A 17,570-nucleotide genomic window follows, 5' to 3' on the forward strand; every position below is an offset into this window, starting at 1 on the left:
TTCGTCCGCCAGCATTCCATCCTTTGGTCAATTGTCGACTTTTTTGTGATAAAATAAAGAAAATGATGCTCGCTGGAAACGGAGAAGACCGGGTTTATTCCGATCCGTACGGGGGTAATTACCCTATGCTTATTTTTCCTTGGCAGGAGAAAGGAGGTGTTGGCCGTGAAGCGCAACGAAGAAGACGTGCTTCTTCTCCAGGCGATGAAGGATACGCAGGACAAACGAATGTTTCAACGCTATCAGGTCGTTTTTATGTACAAGAACGGGTATTCGGTCAAAGACATTCAAGGCGTCTCCCAGCTTAGCGAGAAGACGATCTACACGTATATCCGCTCGTACGAGCAATCCGGCCTGGAGGGACTGTCCATCGGAAGCTCGCCCGGGGCGCCTCGCAAGCTGACGGCAGACCAGGAGGCCCGCTTGATTCATTTGATCACGTCCAAGCAGCCAAGCGAGCTCGCGCTTGCCGAGCAAGACAAGTGGACGCTCAAGCTCGTATCGACTTTGATCGAGCGCGAGTTCAGCCAGACGTACACGCCTAGAGGAACGTCAAGGCTGCTGCAGGATCTGGGGCTCGTCTATTCGGATCCCAGAACGGCGCAGGCGCTTGGCGATAAAAAGAAAAGCCGCCCCCACCGCACGATTCGCATCCCCACGATTTTCCTCGTGCATAAGCCCCAAACGGACAGCGACTCGCATCTGCGGTTCATCGAGAACACGCTGCAGCTGCATCCGACGGGACGAATCGCGCTTATGCTCGGTCCGGAGGAACGCACGGAACCGAACGGCGAGGAAGATCTGTATGAGCTTATGTATTACCATCCCATAGGCAGACCGTAAATCGGACGCTGTCCGGCGCCCTGCCCTGTCATCAAGAGGTTGCCCCCGGTCGCTTCGCGACTGCGGGACAGCCTCTTTTGAATCGCCGGTCTTTTAGGGGAGCCGGCCTGCGTCGAACAGAACTTCGAGCGATTGGACGCTGTCCCACGTTTTCTGAAGCATTTCGATCGCTTCCGTATCGACGGGAATCGCGCTGCCGCCCTCCCGTTCCTCCGGCGCTTCGTCGGCAGAATTGCTCCTCGTATAGAAGATGATATGGTCCGCGTCTTCGCCCTTCTCCAGGAAAATCGACTCGACCACAATATTTTCGCTTCTCATCGTCTCGTAGACGAATTCCATCTTGTTCACCTGCATATCTTTGACGAAATCTATGAATTCCTGGGTCATTCCCGGCTTGATTTTCACTTTCAGACATTGGACTTCCACGATAATCCCACCTCTCTACTTGAATGGCGAGCGCTTGAACGAGGTCAATCTGGTGTATTTAATTCTAAAATTAACCTTTCGTCTGCGGGATGAAACCGAAGCCTTGCGGCCGGCGCTTTGCGCCGATCCATGCGATCCCTTGCGATTCAACCGGTGCCCGTCGCTGCCGGGCGCCGATATCGCGCTTTACTTTGAACCAATGATTTACCTGCTAGCGCACGTTTCATTTCTTATCGCAAGGCCTTTTCTCAACCTTTTTACGTTCATTATTGTAAAAGGGATTCGTTCATCAAGCAAAGCTAGAACGAACCGCCCGCCTCGCTCCTCGCCCGGACGTCCCCCTCCCGCCCGGGCGCGCGGTCCATCCGCAAGCGGCAGGCCTTGCGGACGCGTGGCGGTCGTTCCATCAATCAGAAGCAAATTTGTGTTTGCCGACACGCACCGAAAAAACGAAAACCGTGCCGGGTGCGCCGGACGGTTCTACGCGGATGCTTCCTTCCATGAGCTCGCACAAGGTTTTGCAGATCGATAGTCCTAATCCGCTGCCGCCATACTTGCGGGGCGTCGAGCCCCGCGCTTGAGAAAACGGCAGAAACAGCCGATCGATCTCATCGGCGGGAATGCCGATGCCGGTATCCTTCACTATGAATTCGAGCGCGAGCCGGTCGTCCGTCTCCTCGAGCAGGCGCACCTCGATATAGATGCCGCCCGTTTCCGTGAATTTTACCGCATTGCCGATCAGATTGATAAGAATCTGCTGCAGCCGGGACCGATCACCCCGGAGAAGTTCGGGAATGCCGGGCTCGACGGCCACCGTATATGCAAGTCGTTTTTCCCGTATTTGGGCCGTGAACAGCTCCCCGACCTGGTCAAGACAGTCCCCCAGCACAAAGAGCTCCTGCTCCAGCTCCATTCGGCCGGCCTCGAACCGCGACAAATCGAGTACGTCGTTGACGATTTGCATGAGCGTATTGCCGTTTTTAGCCATGAGCTCGGCCAGCTCGGCCTGCTCGGACGTCAGTCCCGATTCCCGCAGCAGATCCAGCACGCCGATGAAACCGTTAAGCGGGGTACGGACCTCGTGGCTCATAAACGTTAAAAATTCCATTCTCGCCTGGGAGGTGCGTTCCGCCGCTTCCTTCGCTTCGATTAACGCCCGCTCCGCTTGTTTGCGGCTCGTAATATCGCGCACGGTGCAAGCCAGCAGTCCCGAATGGTCGGCGGCCATGCCCCAATGCATCTCGGAGGGAAAAGATGTGCCGTTCTTGCGACGCGTCTCCATCTCGAGCAGCTTGCCGAACGGCGGGTCCAAAGGTTCGACCGCGCTGACGGCGGACGGGAAGAGCAGCGATACATTCAGGCCGTTCAGTTCTTCCTTGTCGTACCCCGTCATGCGCGCGGCAGCAAGATTCGTCTCCAGAATGACGCCCGCCCCATCGAGAACAAGCATAGCATCGATCGAGGTGTCCATCACCGTGCGCGCCTGCGCCTCTGCTCTCGCGAGCTGCTCGCCGGAGCGCGCGAGCTGCCGGCTCAAGCCCTCCAGCTCCCGCGCCTGCAGACTCATTTTCCTCCGGGCATCCTGCAAACTTACAAGGCACTGAATCCTGGCTTTGAGCACATTCGGAATGATCGGCTTCGATATATAATCGAAGGCGCCCAGGGAGCGGTCTGCCGCCAAATCCCCGGCATCCGCCCCGGCGCCGGAGATGAAGATGACCGGAATATGTTCAAATCTGCTATCGGACTTGATATTGCCCGCCGTCTCGCCTTGATTCGTGCCGGACATTTGAACGTCGATCAGAATGACGGCAATCTCCTCGCGCTGCAAAAAGCGTGCCGCTTCGGTCCCTGAGCCTGCGCGGACGAAGCGGTACGGTTCTCCGTCAAGAGCGGCTTCGATCGCAAGCGAATACGCCGGATCATCGGCGACGACCAGGATGTTCGCGGAATAGTCCCTTTCCACCTTTTTCCCTCCCTTGCTGTGTATTGGCGTTCTATATGTCTGAATGCCGTTCGCCTTCATCCTTGAAGCGGCATGCGGATCAACCGGACATTCTGGAGAAACATGTTAGCTTATTTGTAGAATTAATTCCCATTTCCATATTATACGGGGTTAAGAATGCAGGTTCAATGCGATATTTAATTAAGATTCAAAAGAATTGTGTAATTAACATTTACCTATCATACTTCTGCGCCATTCGTCATATCGACCGCCATCGACCGCAAAAATCCCCGATCAATGGTTTGATCGGGGATTGCGGTTACAGACGTTATGCGACTTCATCATGCTGTTGGCCGACCGGTTCGCTACATTAGCCTCTTGCGAGCATCTTGTCCAACAAACCGCTGCCGTAAAATGCCTTCATCGGATCGGCCGGCAGGCCATTTTCTTCGCGGAACGCTTCAAGCAGCGGCGTTACGTCCTGCTCGAAAGCGCTTCGCACCGCATGCTCGGCGCCGAGCACGTCCTGGCGTTCCTGCGCAGATCTGACCTCTTCGGGGTTGATCAACAGCGCCTTGGCAAACTGGGTCTGCACATTAAGCACCGAACGGATCATAGCGGGGATCTTCTCTTCGATGTTATGGCTCTGGTCGATCATGTACGCGATTCCTGCGGCTTACGGCCCGAGCTTATTCGCCATATTAAACGCCATGCCCCAATCCGCGAGATCGGTATGATAGAAGGCCGGCTCGTAAAACTTGTACTCGATCAGCATCCGCATGCCGGGAGCGAGCTGCGCATACACCTCCTGCAGGCACTCCTGCATCCAGTTGACGCGCTGCCGGATCGGCGCTTGGCCGGGATAATTCGTGCCGTCCGCGAACCACAAGCTCAGCGCGTCGGAGCCGACCGCTTTGGCGATGTCAACGCATTCGAGCAGATGCTCGGTGGCCTTGCGCCGGACGTCCGCAACGCTGTTCGCGACGCTGCCGAGCCGGTACGCTTCCTCCTGGAACAGGTTCGGATTCACCGCGCCGATCCGCAAGCCTTTGTGCTCGGCATAACGCCTCAGCTCCGCGTAGTCTTCCGTCCGGTCCCACGGGATGTGGATGGCCATTGCGGGACATGCCCCCGTAAATTTGTGAACGATTGCCGCATCGTCGATCTTCTCGAACGGCGTTCGCGCCGCGCCGCGGCAGTGGAACGTCTTGAAGCGCGTTCCCTGGTCCGCATAGCCCCACGAAGGCGTCTCGATGGCGAGCTTTTTTAGAGAAGACTTCACTTCCGCAAGATCAATGCCTCGGCTGCGTTGCTTTTCTTCAAACCAGGCATACGCCCGATCGCCCATTTTAACCGTTCTCCTTTTCAACTAACAACGTCTTGCTGGGCGCTAAACAATGACTTCCCTCAATGACCGGGTCAGCCCCAGCAAGTCCGCACCTGGCTTAAAAATGCTCGACGTTCCCGCCACGAAAATATCCGCGCCGGCCTGCCGCATTTTTTTTGCGTTTTCCATGCTCACATTGCCGTCTACTTCAATCTCGATGTGCCCGCATTTTTGGTCCTCGAGGTACCGCTTGAGCCGCGCGATCTTTTGCAGGGTAGCCGGAACCAGCTTCTGTCCCGCGAAGCCCGGATTCACCGTCATGACCAGAATCATGTCCACGTCGTCGAGCACGTCCTCGATCGACAGGAACGAGGTCGACGGATTGAGCGCCACCGACGCTCTTGCGCCGAGCGACTTGATCTGCTGCAGCGTCCGCTGCAGATGCGGCGTCGATTCCTGGTGCACGGATACGACATCTCCCTCCTGCACGGGGAACAAATGCAGATGACGCTCCGGGTGCTCCACCATGAGATGGAAATCGAGCGGTACGCGCGTCGCATGACGGACGGCCAGGACAAAATCCGGACCCAGCGTGAAATTCGGAACGAACGCCCCGTCCATAATATCGACGTGAAGATAGTCGACGCCCGCCCGGTCCAGCGTGAAAAGCGTCTTCTCGAGATGCAGGAAGTCGGCGCACATTAGGGACGGCGATATTTTCCCCCTCATCGGTCGGGTCCCTCCGCTCTCCGCCGTCAAGGCTTGATGATGACGCGCATACCCGCATGACTCTCCGCCATCGCGATGGCATCGGCGATCGATGTCAGCGGATAACGGTGCGAGATATACTTGTTCATATCGATGATGCCGGCATTGATCAGCTCGACCGCCTTCTGATGGTGGCGCGGCAGCGAGCCGTGGGCGCCATGAACGAACAGTTCCTTGTAGTGAATGATGTTCGTGTCCAGCGTCACCAAGGATCGACCCTTCGGGAGGCCGCCAAAGAAATTGATCCGCGCGCGATTTTTAGCCATATGAATCGCATCGACCTGGGCTTCGGGCGACGGGTTGCACGTGATAACGACATCTGCGCCAAGTCCGCCCGTCTCCTCCAGGACACGCTCGATCGCGTTTTCCTCCAAGGAACAAATATAAGCGTGCGCGCCGAGCCGCTTGGCCATCTCGAGTCTGGGCCGGGAGCGGTTGACAAGCAGCACGCGCGCGCCCATCTTGAGCGCGACCTCGACCAGCATGCAGCCGATCGGACCGGCGCCAATCACGACGACCGTATCCCCGATGGAGACGTTCGACAGCTCGAGGCCGTTGAGCACGCAGGCCATCGGCTCCGCCAGCGCGGCTTCGTCATAGGTGATATGATCTGCGATCTTATGGATCGGGCCGTAATTGACGACCGTCTTGTTCAGCAAGACGTATTCGGCGAAGCTGCCCGCGAACTGATAGCCGAGCGCGTAGTTGATCTGGCAGTTATTGCCCATGCCTGCTTCGCAGAAGACGCACGCGCCGCAGGGGACGTCGGCGCCGAGCGATACGCGGTCTCCCTCGGCGAACTTCGTCACATTGCGGCCCACCTTCACGATGCGGCCCGCCGCCTCGTGCCCGAGCGTTTGGGGCAATGCGACCCGGCTGTTGCCGTGGCGGAAAATGCGGATATCCGAACCGCAGATGCCGACGGCTTCCACTTTCATCAGCATGCTGTCGTCATCCGGCTCCGGCAGCTGCACCTCTTTAATCGTCATTCGTTCAAGCGCTTCCAATACGGCGGCTTTCATGGCCGATCTTCCCCCTCGCTGTTGCAAAACATGACTTTGTTAAAAAAAGCGCGCCGGTCCCGCATCGTCTCCAAAACGTCGTTAAGCCCATCCAGCGCTACCCGGTGCGTGACGAGCGGCTTTAAATCGATGCGACCGGCGGCCATCGCCTCGACGACCAGCTTCCATTCGTTTTTCGGCAGACTCGCATACCCGGAATTCCAGGTTCCCTTCAGCGTCAGCTGCTTGCGCAAAATCTCCCAGTACCCGCTCTGCGAGAGCTTCATCTCGCCGGCCGGATTGCCCATCAGGACGACGCGGCCAAAGCTCCGGGCGGCCTTCACGCATACCTCGAGGGAGGAGGAGCCTCCCGCGCCTTCTACGGCAACGTCGACGCCTCGCCCCGTCGCCCGGCGCACCCGCTCGGCCGCGTCTTCATCCAGCGCATTCACCGTATCTGCAAAGCCTAATGAACGCGCAAACGCCAGCTTGGCCGGATCGATATCGGACAACAGCACCCTCGAAGCCCCCCAGGCGTATGCCCACTTGGCCAGCATCAGGCCGATGGGCCCGGCGCCGCTGATCAGCACCTGGTCGCCGATATCGATCCCCGCCTGCCGGAGTGCATGGAGAGCGACCGCGGCCGGCTCCGTCATGGCGAGTTCTTCGTATGTCAGGCTATCCGGCGCCGCCAAGACGTTCCACACAGGCGCGGCGATATATTCGGCGAAAGCGCCATCGCGCCTCGAGCCCATGTAATCGTATCGCTCGCACTGCGCATACTCTCCGATCTCGCACGCCGCGCAGCCGCGGCACGGGATGAGGGGAAATACGACAGCCTTGCGGCCGATAAGTGCCGGGTCGCATCCTACGCCTACGCTGACAACTCTCCCTGAAAATTCATGTCCCGGAATAGTAGGAAAGCTGTAGGTGCCTTTCGTAAAAACGCGCGGAATATCGGATCCGCATACGCCGCATGCCTTTACCTGTATCAGCACCTCGCCCCCGCGGGGCGTCGGCCGTTCGACCTCTTCGATCCGCAGGTCGCCGACGGCGTGGAGCACAGCCGCTTTCATCGCCAACTCCTCCCTCATTGCGCGATGAACCGACGCCAATACGCGACGGACTCCCGGTGATCCTGAATGATCCGGAACTCCGTCGACCAGGCTTCGCGATGCGAAATCTCAAAGACGATTTCGGCCTCCGTTGCGCCCGATTGCTCGATCGCGGCCAGCAGCGGCTCGCCGTGAATAATTCCCAGCTTGTTGTACTCCTCCGTAAACGGCCAGTGCCGGCTGTGATCCTTCTCCGTCTGTTGAATATGAATGATGGGCGACACGCTTCCGAGCTCCCTGACCCAGCGGTAAGGATCGCGGTCGTCGGGATGCGGCGCATGGCCGACATCGAGACATAGCTTGAACGGGATGCCTGCCCCGTCGTTCAGCCGCGCCAGCAGCTCCCGCGTATCCGCAACGGTATTGGCCATCTCGCGGGGAATGGACATCGGCTCGAAGAGCAGATGGTCCATGCCCAGATCCTTGCAGTACCAGCTAAGCTCCTGCCAGTTTTTGATGCCTTCGTTTACGAGATATTCCCGGCGGGCCGGATCGTCGTAATCGGCGAACGTAAGGATGCCGAAGTGACTTCCGGTCGACCTCGCTCCCAGATCGACGGACACGCGGGCGAATTTCTTGAACCAATCCAGCCATGCCTTACGCGTATCGGCGTCAGGGTGCATAAAGTGATTGACGCGCGTAAAGGCGCTGGTGAACGTGCTTGTCACATTCAGTCCGTACTGCTGCGTACTGCGGTTGATCCGTTCGACCTGCTCGCGGATGATCGGATCGGGAAGAAAGACGTTCAGAAGATCGGCGACGAATTGGACATTTTTAATGCCCAGCTCTTCGGCCACAATTCGGGTCCATACCTCAGGCTCCACATACTTGTTGATGGCAAAGCCCAGATTGATGCCAAGCTTCAAATCACGTTTCACTGAATCACCTCTGATACATTTATTTAATATTAATACTATTATGTATCACTAATACATTCAATGTTTTTTTTTAACTAAATAGCTGCGCACGGGAAATTTGTACGAACGCAAAAAAACAAGCCAACGCCGATGAAACCATCGGGTCGGCTTGCGTAAGACGGAACGATATAATAATTCATGAACGGCCGGCATAGCACTTCACGCTCTCCCGGACAATCAAGGTCGTGGGATGCTGCACGGAAGGCGGCGTATGCTCCGGATCGCGGATTCGCTGCATTAATAGCGAAACGGCGGCCTCGCCCAGCGGCCCGGGCGGTTTGCGTATGGTCGTGATGGGGACGATCGCGCGTATCGCGGCCGACGAGTCGGTAAATCCGGCGACGGACAGCCGGCCCGGCACGTCGATGCCCGCACGAACGCAAGTGTTGATCGCGAGATTGGCGAGCAGATCGTTGGCGCAGAAGACGGCGCTCATCTCCGGATGCTCGCTCAGAAAGGCGCGCAGCTCTGACCGTCTCCTCCCCTCGTCCGCATCCGACGCATCTGCGCATATGTAGCTCAACGGCTTGGAGAATGGAATTCCGCGGTCCAACAGCGCTTGAAGATAGCCATGATATCGCTCTTCCCAGCTCATAATGCCTTCGATATCCTCCGTGATGAAGCCGATCTGCCGATGCCCTTGGTCGATCAGCCATGAGGTCATATCGTAGGCGCCCTGATAGTGGTCGTGAGATACGCTCGTGATATCGATCTCCCGGAACGCCCGGTCGACGATGACGATTGGAAAACGGAAAAGATGGAGCCGGAGAACCTCGTTGCTGCAGGCCTTGCGCTGGCCGGGAAACCAAATCATCCCGCCGATCTCCGGCATGGAAGCCGCTTCCTTGATCATCTCCTCTTCCTTCTCCGGCTCGCCGCCGGAAATATGAAGAGAAATGTCCGCCCCCTGCCGCTTGCCCGCCCGTATAGCGGCTTCTACGATCTTGCCGGTATAGTCGTCGATCGCCGGCAGCACGAGGGCCAGCTTCAGCGCGACGCCGACGCTGCGGCTGCCGCCATCAGGCGTCTCGGACAAAAATGTGCCGCGCCTGGGCATACGATATACGATGCCTTCCTTGGCAAGCGCGGCCAGCGCTTCCTTGCTCGTTCTCGTGCTTACGCCGAACAGGGCGGCCAGCTCGACCTCCGAAGGCAGCGGATCGTGCGGCCGAAGACGGCGTTCTTCGATCAGCTCTACAATTTTCAGCCGCATTTGTTCATACAAGGCGAGAGGGCCCTTCACAAGCTTCTTCTCCGCGTCCATCCCTTTACTCCTTCACTCGCATTGGCAGCAGCTCTGATACGTATTAATAAATACTAATACATTCGAGGAGTCCCGTCAAAGGATGGGGCTTGGTCCCTCCCATCAATTCTACTGCAGCTTAACCGCCAGCCCCTCTGTCAAAACATCAAGACCGAACTCGAACTCCTTCTCCCAATCGGAATTCGTCGTGTACGACGCCAAACGGATTACCGTAGGAAACTCCTCTGCAGGCAGTTGACTGTAATATTGGTTATAGCGTTCGCTTAGCTCCGCATTCGAGACAGCACCCTGCTCGGCATTCAACCGCAGCCTTACCTCTTCCCCTACATATCCGAGCACGTAATTCTTCAAAATCGAAGCTACCCAAGGCACCTGCTGGTCCGGAAATCCAACAGATGACAATAAGGCGTATAGCTTCTCTACCTGCTTAAGACGATCATAGCCCGAGGCTATACTGGAATTGAACAGATCCACAGTATCCCGGTGCGAGAGTAGGATCTTGCGGAAAGCCTTCCCCCAGAGCCCCAGCTGTTCCCTCCAAGGAAGAGATGATTCCGGCCATTCCATGGAACTGCTTATTCGATCGGCCAGCAATCCCATGAGCTGGTCCTTGTCTTGGATATGATAATAAAGCGACGCGGTTTTCACCTGTAGCTTGTTCGCGATTTTATTCATGCTTAATTCTTTAAGACCGATCTCGTCCAGCAATTGCAACGCGGCCTGGATAATTCTTGTCTGGTCCAGCGGAATATTGGTCGTACGAGCTTTCCTTGCCAACGAGCTCACCCTTTCACTTGACAAGTATAGCACAGGAGCTTATTCTAAACCCATTAGATTAATCTAATACCATTAGAATAATAGAGGAGCAGTAGAAAATGAAGCTCAACCACCTGAACTTATGCGTAAACCATATGTCGGAGGCAGTTGCCCTTTTCGCTGATATTTTCGATTTTGAGCTTGTAGATCGAAAAGGGGACGCGATTTCAGTTATGAAGGACGAGGCGGGGTTTACTCTTGTCTTAAGCCGGTTGGCAACCTTCGGCGGCGAGATTCCGACTTACCCCGAGGGGTTCCATGTCGGATTCTACGTGGACACGAAGGAAGAAGTAGATGGATTTTTCCTTAGGCTTATGTCTGCAGGACTGGCTGGCAAGGAAGGTGGTCCGAAGCCGATGCGCGGCGGTTACACGCTCTACTTCAAGGCGCTTGACGGCATTTTGTTCGAGATTACTTCGTTCGCCGTCTAAACCCGACATAAATGATGGCATACCAACATCCCCGCGTAGCTGGTGGGCGCCGCGGGTTTTGTTTTATTTAACTTAATTTAATCGTTTGGCAAATACGCGAAATGAATGAAGCGCTGCGAATTAGCGTAGCGAATCGGTGACGCCGCTAGGTCTGACTCGCGCCTTGCACTACGGCTACGGATAAATACGTATCTCCTTGATCTGCGAGGTGCCGTTCCGGGCGCTGGTTATTCTCATTCACCGCAGTAAAACAACATCCCCGCAATTTGTGTCTCTTCATGTCCTCAGGGAAGTATTTCATACATTAAAATGCATATTATCTGTATACCTGACTATTCACTTTCCAAAATCTCGGAAATTTTCTCGGCAATTATGACGCCGCTCGCCACGCCCCCTCTACTTCGTCCACCACGGACGACCCCCCCCCGCTTACGATCGGACAACCGGTATATTTTAGCCCTTGTAAGGGAACGCTAGTTCGTATTAATATAAGAACAAATGTTCTGTAATTAACCTCGTCTCTCCGAGGCTCAAGGAGGAATCGCCATGCCGGTCAATATCGAAAAGTACGTCGGGCAAAGCGTGGAAATTATTTACGAGGATAGCAAGGGGCGCTTGACGCAGCGGGTCGTCGCCGTATTCTCGGTGCGCGGGGGCAAGGTGCGCGTGCTCGATTGGGGGAAGCGGGCTTTCCGCACGCTGTCGGCGAGCCGCATCCTGGGCGCCAAGCCGGTGAAGCACCATGCCTCATGAGCGAACCATTTTTCTGATCGACGGCCAGTCCTTTTACGCTTCCATCGAAAAGGCGCGCCATCCCGGCCTGATGAACAAGCCGGTCGCCGTCGGCGATCCCTCCCGGCGCTCCGGCATCATCCTCGCCGCCTGCCCGATCGCCAAGGCCAAGGGCGTCACGACGGCCGAGCGGGTCGGCGAGGCGCTGGCCAAGTGCCCGGATCTGATCGTCATCCGCCCGCGGATGCAGACTTACATCGGCATCTCGCTGTTCATGACGCAGATCTACGAAGCGTTCACGGATCAGGTCGAGCCGTACAGCATCGACGAGCAGTTCCTCGACGTCACGGGCTCGATCCCCGCTTACGGGCCGCCGGAGCTAATCGCCGAGTTGATCCAGAATCACGTGAAGCTCTCCACCAATATCAATGTCCGCGTCGGCGTCGGCCCGACGAAGATTCTCGCGAAGATGGCGCTGGACAATTATGCGAAAAAAACGCCCGAGGGCGTATCCGAGCTTTCCTTCGACAAGCTGGAGAACACCCTTTGGGATCTCCCCGTTCACAATATGTTCATGGTCGGTTCCCGCATGACGCGCCACTTCACCCGCATGGGGCTCGCCAAGATCGGAGACATCGCGCGTCTCGAGCTGGGCGACTTCAAGCGGCGGATGCGCCGCGAGATGAAAAAGCAGAGCGACATCCAGGCGGAATATTACTGGCAGACCGCGCGGGGCATCGATCCGAGCCCCGTCGTAGCGGGCATCCGCCACAAGCTCAAGTCGATCAGCCACGGCAAGGCGCTCCGCAGCGGCCTGTACCGCAAGCTAGAGGATATCGAGGTCGTCCTGCTCGAGCTCGTCGTCGAGGTATGCCGCCGCACGCGCCGTCACAAGTGCAGAGGCAGCGTCGTCTCGGTCGGGGCGGCGGAGACGGACGGGACGCGTTCGTCCTGGTTCGGACGCCAGACCCAGCTGCTGCAGCCGACCGCGCTCACCCACGAGGTAGCCGCCGCGGCGCTGAAGCTGCTCCGCGAGCATTGGAGCGGCATGCCGGTCAGCCGCCTGACCATCTCGCTCGGCGGGCTGTCGGACGAGGGCGTCGACCAGCTCGACCTGTTCGAGGACCGGCAGGCCATCTTGCGGATGGAGCGGGCGACGGATTACATCAAGGACCGTTACGGGAGCGATGCCATCATGCGGGCCTCCTCGCTGCTAGAAGCCGGCGTCGCACGGGAACGGGCCGAGCAGATCGGGGGACATTACAAATGAGCAAACTCGACGGCAACGACCGCTGGAACGCCAAGCTGTTGCTCACCGAACATCACGAGCAGTACGAAGAAGAGCATGCCGTCACCCCCAAGACGACCGGCCATCCGACCGCCGACGAGCTGCGGATGGTCCGCGACGCCATCGTGCTGCCGCATATGCTCACGATGGTCCAGCGGGCCATGGAGGAGGGCGAGCGTTCGGGCAATCTGCTGAGCCGGGTGACCCTGACCGGTGCTCAGGTCGTGCTCAACCTGATTACGCGGGACCTCCACGAGCTTCGCCGGGAACTGAGCAGCCGGCGCATCCGGCTGCTGAACAGCGACGAGCAGGTCGACCTCGTCATTTACCATCGCTACATATGCCGCGGCTACGAGGAACGCTTCGGCATCGTCCGGGAGGTGCTCCGCTCGGAGATCAGCATGCAGCTCGCGCGGTATCTGGGCGAGATCACGCGGCATCTGCGGCAGCTCGACAGCAAGGAGGCGAGGGAAGCCCGCCGCTCCCCCGTCGCCGCCAAAGGGACGAATTAAGGACGGCTCGCGCTACGCTTAGTCGTCAATTAGTGGCCGCATTAGTGGCGCGGCGGGGGGCGTCTCGTCCGCGCCGTGGTGCGTCCGATCAATCGGGCTCGCACCGCGTATCGCAGACGCCTCTTGATCGGCCCGCCTTCCTTGGCGCCTCTCGCTCTCTCCGCTTCGCATCGGGCCGCCGTTGCGGTATACTACTTCCCAAAGAGGCCTTGCTTGGCGCGAAAAGAAAGAGGGTTGCACGCGATGTGCGGACGTTACACGATTACGATTTCGTTCGAGGAACTGCTCGCTTATTATGCGGCCGACGACGCTGCCAGCTCGCCCTACGGCCCCCGGTACAATATCGCGCCGGGACAGATGGTTCCGGCAATCGTGAACGACGGCACTCGCAACCGGCTCGGCCTGCTCAAGTGGGGGCTTGTGCCGCCTTGGGCCGAGGACCCGAAGGTCGGCAGCAAGATGCTGAATGCCCGGGTCGAGACCGTCGCGGAGCGGCCGGCCTTCCGCGAGGCGCTGCGCCGCAAGCGCTGCCTCGTACCGGCCGACGGCTACTACGAATGGCGGCAGACCGCGGACGGCAAGCGCCCCATGCGCATCCGCCGCAAGGATAGCGCTCTGTTCAGCATGGCCGCCATCTACGAATCTTGGACCGCTCCTGACGGATCGAGACTGAGCACATGCGCCATTTTAACCGCGCCGGCACGGGGCCATCTCGCGGACATCCACGATCGCGTGCCGATTATCCTTAATCGTCAGAACGAGGCGGCGTGGCTCAATCGGAGCATCCAACGTTCCGACGAGGTGCTGCAGCTGGCGATCCCGCTGGATCCGGCAGAGCTGGTCGCAGTCCCTGCCAACCACCGGGTCGGCAACGTGGCCAACGACGATCCCGGCTGCCTCGAGGCGGAGGACGAGCAAGGCGAGCTGTTCTGACGCTCGCGCGAATGCCAAAAAGACCCTGATTCCCGCATTCGTATCGGGAGTCTGGGTCTTTTTGGGCTGAGGGCCGAGCATCGCCTGCTCTAGGGAAGGCGATAGTCCCATTGGGCCGCGGTATGAAGCATCGTCTGCTATGCAGAAGGCGATCGGTCCCTTTGCGCCGCGGCACGACGCACCGCCTGCTATGCAGGAGGCGATCGCGCCTATCGCGCCGCCGCACCGCGCATCGCCTGCCGTGGTGCAGGCGATCGTGCCTTTCGCGCCGCCGCACCGCGCATCGCCTGCCGCAGTGCAGGCGATCGCGCCTATCAGGCCGCAGCACCGCGCATCGCCTGCCGTGGTGCAGGCGATCGCGCCTATCGCGCCGCAGCACAGCGCATCGCCTGCCGTAGTGCAGGCGATCGCGCCTATCGCGCCGCCGCACCGCGCATCGCCTGCCGTAGTGCAGGCGATCGCGCCTATCGCGCGCAGCACAGCGCATCGCCTGCCGTAGTGCAGGCGATCGCGCCTATCGCGCCGCCGCACCGCGCATCGCCTGCCGTGGTGCTGGCGATCGCGCCTATCAGGCCACAGCACAGCGCATCGCCTGCCGTAGTGCAGGCGATCGCGCCTATCGCGCCGCCGCACCGCGCATCGCCTGCCGTAGTGCAGGCGATCGCGCCTATCGCGCCGCAGCACAGCGCATCGCCTGCCGTAGTGCAGGCGATCGCGCCTATCGCGCCGCAGCACCGCGCATCGCCTGCCGTAGTGCAGGCGATGCTGCCTTCCAACGGCTCTCGCCGCCCCTCGTTACCGGAACATCGCCCACAGCTTGATCAGATGGAGCGTGCTCTTCGGATCGATCTTCTGCGCGATGACGAAGTTTACGAGCTGCTCCTCCTGCAGATCGGTCAGCGGCTCGCCAAGCACTTTGGCGGACGACTTGACGAGGCGTTTTACTTTGGGCCGATCCTGCAGATCGCTTTTCGTCACCCCGTCCAGCAGCGCCTTGACTCTATCCTTCGTGGCCGGATTTTTCATCTTCACCTTGACGCGTTCCACCAGATCCGGCCGAATGCCGAACTTTTGCCAACTCACGGCTGCCCACTTCCCTTCGCGAGGCTCCTATATTGTATGCGGCAGCCGAAGGGAAATGTCTGCGCAAATAATCGCCCCGCAAAGACGAGCCTAATCCAGCGGCTCGCTGTAGTCCGGCGCCTCGCGCCGCAAGTAGTCGCGCAGCCCCGCGTACGCCTGCGCCGTCCAGAACGACGGCTCGGCCGTGAGCGCGGCCGCGTCGTCGCGCGCCTGCTCGAGCGTCTCGAAGTCGTTCATCAGGTTCGCGAGCCTGAACTCCGGCACCCCGCTCTGCTTCGTCCCGAAAAACTCGCCGGGCCCCCGCAGCTCAAGATCCCGCCGCGCGATCTCGAAGCCGTCATCCGTATCCGTCATCGCCTGCATCCGCTCGAGTCCGTTCTCCGACTTCGGATCGGCGATCAGGACGCAGTACGACTGATGGTCGCTTCGCCCGACCCGGCCACGCAGCTGGTGCAGCTGCGAGAGTCCGAAGCGGTCCGCGTCCATTACGATCATAAGCGTGGCGTTCGGCACGTCGACGCCAACCTCGACGACCGTCGTCGAGACGAGCACCGCCATTTCGTTCGCCGCGAACCGCCCCATCGCCGCGTCCTTCTCCGCCGACGTCATCCGTCCGTGCAGCAGCCCGATCTCAAGCTCGGGCATCGCCTGCCGCAGCTGCATGTGCAGATCGATCGCGTTTTGCACGTCCAGCTTTTCCGATTCCTCGATGAGCGGGCAGATGAAAAAGGTTTGCCGCCCGAGCTCCGCTTCCCGGCAAATGAAGCCGAGCACGCGGTCCATCTTGTCCTGTTTGACCCAGTAGGTCAGGATCGGCTTGCGTCCCTTGGGCCGTTCCCCGATCGTCGACACGTCCATGTCGCCGAACACGGTGATGGCGAGCGTGCGCGGGATCGGCGTCGCCGTCATCATGAGCACGTCGGGATTCAGTCCCTTGCGTCTCAAAATACTGCGTTGATTGACGCCGAAACGATGCTGCTCGTCCGTCACGACGAGCCCGAGCCGCCGGAAAAAGACGTCCTCCTGAATCAGCGCATGCGTGCCGATCACGATATCGATGAGTCCCATCTGCAGCGATGCCAGAAGGTCCCGCCGCTCCCGCGCCCCGCGACTCCCGGTGAGCAGCGCGACTTGAATGCCGTAGGGCTCGAACAGCTTCCCCAACGACTTGGCATGCTGCTCCGCCAAAATCTCCGTCGGCACCATGAGCGCGCCCTGGCAGCCGTCTTTGACCGTCGCGTACAGCGCCATCGCGGCCACGACCGTCTTGCCCGAGCCGACGTCGCCCTGCAGCAGCCGGTTCATCGCGTACGGCCGCTTCATATCGCGCGTGATCTCGTTGACGACGGTCTTCTGCGCCTCGGTCAGCTCGAACGGCAGATTCGCCGCGAACGCGCGAATATCGTCGCTGCTGATCTTGTGCGCGATGCCGTCGGGCGCCTTGCGGTTCATCGCGCGGTAAGCCTGCAGCCGCAGCTCGAACAAGAATAGCTCCTCGTACACCATGCGGCGGCGGGCTTCCTGGCCCTCGTGCGTATTTTCCGGCTGATGGATTCGGCGAATCGCTTCGCGCCGGGGCATCAGGCTGTGCCTGCCCAGCAGCTCCGGCGGCAGCAGCTCGGGGATCATCGCCCCGTACTGCGCCAATGCCAGCTCGATGCGCTGCCGCACCCACGCCTGCGTCAGACTGCCGCCGATCGAATACACGGGCTGCAGCGTCCCCGTGCGGCCGGCCCCCTTGTCCGGGAACTCCGACTCCGCCACCGTGAGCTGCCTCCGCCGCTGGTCCCATTTTCCCGTCAGGACGATATCCCGCCCGACCTCGATCTGATCCTTCAAAAACGCGCGGTTGAACCAGACGGCCGTCAGCAGCATCCCCTCCACCGTAACCCGGCAGAGCAGGCGCGACTTGCCCCCGAACCGCTGCAGCGACGGCGGCGTCTCAATCCGTCCCTGCACCGTGATTTTTTCCCCGTCCTTTACTTCGACCAAAGGCCGCAGCCGATAGTCCTCGTAACGGAACGGATAATACTCGATCAGCTCGCCGACCGTAGAAACACCCAAGGCGTGAAGCTCCCCCGCCTTGGGGGCGCTCACGCCTTTGATCTTCGTGATCGGTATGGCGAACAGATCCGTCTCTTCCGCCGATCGATCGGCCATCCTCCATCA

The 17,570-nt window shown here is 59.2% G+C and carries 17 protein-coding genes and 1 pseudogene; 7 read left to right on the forward strand and 11 right to left on the reverse strand.

The window, feature by feature from the left end; all coding sequences use genetic code 11:
• The first annotated feature begins 165 nt into the window (after positions 1-165).
• Positions 166-843 (forward strand): helix-turn-helix domain-containing protein, encoded by a 678-nt coding sequence (locus tag ACFOTD_RS01805; RefSeq protein WP_378115153.1) that lies wholly within the window; start codon positions 166-168, stop codon positions 841-843.
• A 93-nt stretch (positions 844-936) separates the two neighbouring features.
• Here ACFOTD_RS01805 and ACFOTD_RS01810 read toward each other — a convergent pair whose 3' ends face one another.
• From ACFOTD_RS01810 to ACFOTD_RS01860, 9 genes and pseudogenes are all read right to left on the reverse strand, one after another.
• Positions 937-1,269, reverse strand: coding sequence for a DUF6176 family protein (locus ACFOTD_RS01810; protein ID WP_378115155.1), 333 nt, complete (start codon positions 1,267-1,269; stop codon positions 937-939).
• A gap of 406 nt (positions 1,270-1,675) precedes the next feature.
• Positions 1,676-3,235: a sensor histidine kinase gene (locus ACFOTD_RS01815; RefSeq protein ID WP_378115157.1), complete on the reverse strand. Its 1,560-nt coding sequence runs from the start codon at positions 3,233-3,235 to the stop codon at positions 1,676-1,678.
• 349 nt (positions 3,236-3,584) lie between these two features.
• A pseudogene (locus ACFOTD_RS34565) lies at positions 3,585-4,562 on the reverse strand (sugar isomerase).
• Between the two features lie 42 nt (positions 4,563-4,604).
• Positions 4,605-5,270, reverse strand: coding sequence for a ribulose-phosphate 3-epimerase (gene rpe, locus ACFOTD_RS01835; RefSeq protein WP_378115164.1), 666 nt, complete (start codon positions 5,268-5,270; stop codon positions 4,605-4,607).
• A gap of 26 nt (positions 5,271-5,296) precedes the next feature.
• Positions 5,297-6,331 carry an alcohol dehydrogenase catalytic domain-containing protein gene (locus ACFOTD_RS01840; RefSeq protein ID WP_378115165.1) on the reverse strand — a complete coding sequence of 345 codons (1,035 nt, stop codon included), beginning with the start codon at positions 6,329-6,331 and terminating at the stop codon, positions 5,297-5,299.
• Positions 6,328-7,386 (reverse strand): galactitol-1-phosphate 5-dehydrogenase, encoded by a 1,059-nt coding sequence (locus ACFOTD_RS01845; protein WP_378115167.1) that lies wholly within the window; start codon positions 7,384-7,386, stop codon positions 6,328-6,330. The genes ACFOTD_RS01840 and ACFOTD_RS01845 overlap by 4 nt, the downstream gene beginning before the upstream one ends.
• 14 nt (positions 7,387-7,400) lie before the next feature.
• Positions 7,401-8,303, reverse strand: a complete 903-nt coding sequence (locus tag ACFOTD_RS01850; RefSeq protein ID WP_378115169.1) for a sugar phosphate isomerase/epimerase family protein — start codon at positions 8,301-8,303, stop codon at positions 7,401-7,403.
• 175 nt (positions 8,304-8,478) lie between these two features.
• Complete coding sequence (locus tag ACFOTD_RS01855) at positions 8,479-9,606, reverse strand: GntR family transcriptional regulator (protein ID WP_378115171.1); 1,128 nt, start codon at positions 9,604-9,606, stop codon at positions 8,479-8,481.
• 108 nt (positions 9,607-9,714) lie between these two features.
• Entirely contained in the window at positions 9,715-10,383 is a 669-nt protein-coding gene (locus ACFOTD_RS01860) for a TetR/AcrR family transcriptional regulator C-terminal domain-containing protein (RefSeq protein ID WP_378115173.1), read from the reverse strand.
• A gap of 98 nt (positions 10,384-10,481) precedes the next feature.
• On the opposite strand from ACFOTD_RS01860, the gene ACFOTD_RS01865 reads away from it, so the two are divergent.
• The 6 genes from ACFOTD_RS01865 to ACFOTD_RS01890 all read left to right on the forward strand — a co-directional run bounded on the left by ACFOTD_RS01865 (position 10,482) and on the right by ACFOTD_RS01890 (position 14,817).
• On the forward strand, positions 10,482-10,853 hold the full coding sequence (locus ACFOTD_RS01865; RefSeq protein WP_378115175.1) for a VOC family protein: 372 nt from the start codon (positions 10,482-10,484) through the stop codon (positions 10,851-10,853).
• A 546-nt stretch (positions 10,854-11,399) separates the two neighbouring features.
• Positions 11,400-11,606: a hypothetical protein gene (locus ACFOTD_RS01870; RefSeq protein WP_378115177.1), complete on the forward strand. Its 207-nt coding sequence runs from the start codon at positions 11,400-11,402 to the stop codon at positions 11,604-11,606.
• Entirely contained in the window at positions 11,596-12,855 is a 1,260-nt protein-coding gene (locus ACFOTD_RS01875) for a DNA polymerase IV (RefSeq protein ID WP_378115179.1), read from the forward strand. Before ACFOTD_RS01870 ends, ACFOTD_RS01875 begins: the two co-directional genes overlap by 11 nt.
• Positions 12,852-13,385 carry a YhjD family protein gene (locus tag ACFOTD_RS01880; protein ID WP_378115181.1) on the forward strand — a complete coding sequence of 178 codons (534 nt, stop codon included), beginning with the start codon at positions 12,852-12,854 and terminating at the stop codon, positions 13,383-13,385. Before ACFOTD_RS01875 ends, ACFOTD_RS01880 begins: the two co-directional genes overlap by 4 nt.
• Before the next feature lie 243 nt (positions 13,386-13,628).
• Positions 13,629-14,318 carry an SOS response-associated peptidase gene (locus ACFOTD_RS01885; RefSeq protein WP_378115182.1) on the forward strand — a complete coding sequence of 230 codons (690 nt, stop codon included), beginning with the start codon at positions 13,629-13,631 and terminating at the stop codon, positions 14,316-14,318.
• Between the two features lie 139 nt (positions 14,319-14,457).
• Entirely contained in the window at positions 14,458-14,817 is a 360-nt protein-coding gene (locus tag ACFOTD_RS01890) for a hypothetical protein (RefSeq protein WP_378115184.1), read from the forward strand.
• Between the two features lie 296 nt (positions 14,818-15,113).
• Here the strand turns inward: ACFOTD_RS01890 and ACFOTD_RS01895 are convergent, their stop codons facing one another.
• Both ACFOTD_RS01895 and recG read right to left on the reverse strand, forming a co-directional pair.
• Positions 15,114-15,401, reverse strand: a complete 288-nt coding sequence (locus ACFOTD_RS01895; RefSeq protein WP_282909262.1) for a stage VI sporulation protein F — start codon at positions 15,399-15,401, stop codon at positions 15,114-15,116.
• Positions 15,402-15,491: 90 nt separating this feature from the next.
• Positions 15,492-17,561: an ATP-dependent DNA helicase RecG gene (recG, locus tag ACFOTD_RS01900; RefSeq protein WP_378115187.1), complete on the reverse strand. Its 2,070-nt coding sequence runs from the start codon at positions 17,559-17,561 to the stop codon at positions 15,492-15,494.
• Positions 17,562-17,570: the final 9 nt, after the last annotated feature.

The organism is Cohnella sp. GCM10012308 (assembly GCF_042649185.1).
GTDB lineage: Bacteria > Bacillota > Bacilli > Paenibacillales > Paenibacillaceae > Cohnella.